Annotated in this window: 4 protein-coding genes; all 4 read left to right on the top strand. The window is 34.3% G+C overall.

Features of this window, described 5'->3' with window-relative positions:
- A partial coding sequence (locus H4J69_RS19495; protein WP_220469606.1) for a hypothetical protein occupies positions 1 to 585 on the top strand: 585 nt, incomplete at its 5' end.
- Positions 586 to 683: 98 nt separating this feature from the next.
- Positions 684 to 962, top strand: a complete 279-nt coding sequence (locus tag H4J69_RS19490; protein ID WP_182252051.1) for a hypothetical protein — start codon at positions 684 to 686, stop codon at positions 960 to 962.
- Between the two features lie 196 nt (positions 963 to 1158).
- Entirely contained in the window at positions 1159 to 1584 is a 426-nt protein-coding gene (locus tag H4J69_RS19485; protein ID WP_182252050.1) for a hypothetical protein, read from the top strand.
- A gap of 112 nt (positions 1585 to 1696) precedes the next feature.
- On the top strand, positions 1697 to 2074 hold the full coding sequence (locus tag H4J69_RS19480; protein ID WP_182252049.1) for a hypothetical protein: 378 nt from the start codon (positions 1697 to 1699) through the stop codon (positions 2072 to 2074).
- Positions 2075 to 2288 lie beyond the last annotated feature (214 nt).

Below are 2288 nucleotides of genomic sequence, written 5' to 3'. Positions count from 1 at the left end.
AGCCAGCTGTTAGTCGAACTATCGTATAAGAAGACTTTGGTTGCAGCCAAAGCTTGGGTCTCACTTTACCGAACTTGGTTTAAATTGTTATTAATTAATGGATTTATTATCCATACAAGCTGTTATGTGTTTAGGGAAGTTTGGAGTATGAAAAAAATTAAGGAAGCATTTCCATACTTAGCAACTCTAATAGCTTTAGAAATGGTTATGTTTTTCTTAGTATATTTCTTTCATAGTCTTATTTTTACAGACTTTCCTATTACGGAGTCTCTGGCTAAAGGAATATATGCGATCTTTTGGCGCGTTATTTCATTACAAATATTTATTCAAATAATTCTAATGTTTTCACTGGCATTATTTAAAAGATATAAAGCGCTATTATTTCTATTAATTGCCGTCACAGGGAGTTTGATTATCTCAATATCAATAGTCTATTCACCAACCCTCATACCAAAACTCTTGTCGCTTCCTAACAAAGAAGAAATTGGAGAGGGGACTGCATTAATTCTCAGCATCATAATAGCGTGGCTTTTTATAACGCACTTTAAGTTGTTTAATAATGGCTATGGTGCTAAAAACACATAACAAGTCATTAAAGCAGGAAAATTTACAGTTGGCTGTTTTCACTGCGTTCAACATTTTAGCCAACCATAAATTTCCTCTTAATGAGGCGTTAGGTTTTTATGAAAGAAGTTGAGTTTACTCATAAATTTATTATCAATCCTCATGGTGTCCCTTTTAGTGAGAAAAATCACACTGGTGAGCTTGAGGTAGATATAAATAATACTTGTGTATATTTATCTGGTGACAAAAATGGGTTGTTGGCGTTAGCTTCAAAAATAATTGAGGTGGCAAATTCTGAAGTACCAAATTATCATAAGCATCTTGATGATGTGGAATTACCAAGTGTAACTATTTCACCTTCAGAAATCGAACTTAACATCGGTAAAACAAAAGGTTAGTGTCTACCAAAACCTAACAAGGCATTCAAACGGACAAAAAACAGTTGGCTGTTTTCACTTCGTTCAACATTTTAGCCAACAATTTTTTGCCGCTTAATGTGGCGTTAGCTATTTAAATATGAAGTCTATAAAAAGTTTTGTAATTTTCTGCACATTTTTTTTCGGATTGATCTCCATATTATTCAAATGGCGAGATTTGGATAATACGCAAGATATATATTTGTTGCTTCTGGTAGCAACATTATTTGGGCTGTGTGTTTCTGCAGTTATAGCTCGTAAAGGTTCTTTTCTACTTTCTAGTGTGCCTGATAATGAAGTTTGGGCGGCAAAATTTTTATTTTATGTGGGTGTTATCAGTTTTTCTATTTCTATCTCTTGTGTATTAAATATAAACTACGCAAAAAACGAAACTATCGCCTCTTACGAAATTAGTGATAAAAAGTACCAAGAGAAAGCAGGGAAAGCACCCGAAGCTTGGTACATTAGTATTAACAGGCATGGAACAACCATAGAGCTTGCTGTGGGTAGCAAAGATTTTAAGCATTACTCTTTAGGTGATAAGTATCCTGTAAAAGAAATAAATGGATTTTTTAACTGGTTTGTTTTGCTGCCAAATAGCTAACAAGTCACTCAAAAGGACTAAAAAAAGTTGGCTAGGTTCGCTGCGCTCACTATTTTAGCCAACAATTTTTAGCCTCTTAGTGAGGCGTTAGGGTTACACAAGGAGTCTGAGTATGAATGACATAATGGATACAATATTAACTATTGTTATAGCAGTAATTGCTTTTACTGCACTCTATAAAATTTTACCTTTTAAGGTGCATAAAAGCGAGAAACCAAAGCTTGCGTTTTTCCCTAAATATATAGCTAAATTTAATAAACCTATAAATGACATTGAGTCCTCTTTATCTGCTTTAGAGTTCAAAAAAAATGAAAACGGTATTTATACCCGCGGTAAGATCTATGGTGACTTTTCAGCTAAAGCTATTAAGTTAGCCGTCGAGTTAGATGACCAATCTAAAGAAATAAAAGTATACGCATCATTTTTCGGTATCTTCTTTGATACTGGTGATATCTGGCAGTTAACTTCTGATATTATCGGTGAACAGTAACCCTAACAAGAACTTCAAACGGAAAAAATACAGTTGGCTGTTTTCACTCCGTTCAACATTTTAGCCAACTATATTTTTCCGCTTAAGTAGGCGTTATGTGGCAAGGAGGCATCCGTGGGAATTGAGCAATTAAATGGGTTTCAACTTGAGGCAGTTCATTTTGGCACTGCATTCTACAATTTAGTATTTGATGGAGAGAAAGATGGTAAAGCCA

The organism is Colwellia sp. BRX10-9 (genome assembly GCF_014077405.1).
In the GTDB taxonomy this organism is placed as follows: domain Bacteria; phylum Pseudomonadota; class Gammaproteobacteria; order Enterobacterales; family Alteromonadaceae; genus Colwellia_A.
Note: the sequence above shows the minus strand (reverse complement) of the source record. Positions and strands in the feature narration are given on the sequence as shown.

What these genes read in the sequence shown, in the direction of transcription:
- H4J69_RS19490 (WP_182252051.1), top strand. Translation starts at nt 684, where the DNA reads ATGAAAGAAGTTGAGTTTACTCATAAATTTATTATCAATCCTCATGGT.
- H4J69_RS19480 (WP_182252049.1), top strand. Translation starts at nt 1,697, where the DNA reads ATGAATGACATAATGGATACAATATTAACTATTGTTATAGCAGTAATT.